The organism is Nitratidesulfovibrio sp. 1201_IL3209, from assembly GCF_036763125.1.
Classification (GTDB): Bacteria; Desulfobacterota; Desulfovibrionia; order Desulfovibrionales; family Desulfovibrionaceae; genus Cupidesulfovibrio.
In genome coordinates this window covers 1-255 of record NZ_JBAIYT010000117.1, presented here as the reverse complement: position 1 = coordinate 255, position 255 = coordinate 1, and the positions used below count along the sequence as shown (strand labels likewise).

Annotated in this window: 1 rRNA gene; it reads left to right on the top strand. The window is 55.7% G+C overall.

What is annotated here, in order from left to right:
- Positions 1 to 255, top strand: a 23S ribosomal RNA gene (locus tag V6B97_RS17315); the annotation flags it as partial.

The following is a 255-nucleotide window of genomic DNA, read 5'->3' as shown; positions in this document are numbered from 1 at the left end:
CTATAGCTTGACATTGGGTTTTGGGCTTGCATGTGTAGGATAGGTGGGAGGCTGTGAACCCTGTACGCCAGTATGGGGGGAGCCACCGTTGAAATACCACCCTTGCAAGTCTAAGGCTCTAATCCATACCCGTGATCCGGGGTGGAGACAGTGTCTGGTGGGTAGTTTGACTGGGGCGGTCGCCTCCCAAACAATAACGGAGGCACGCAAAGGTTCCCTCAGCCTGATCGGAAACCAGGCGTCGAGTGCAAACGC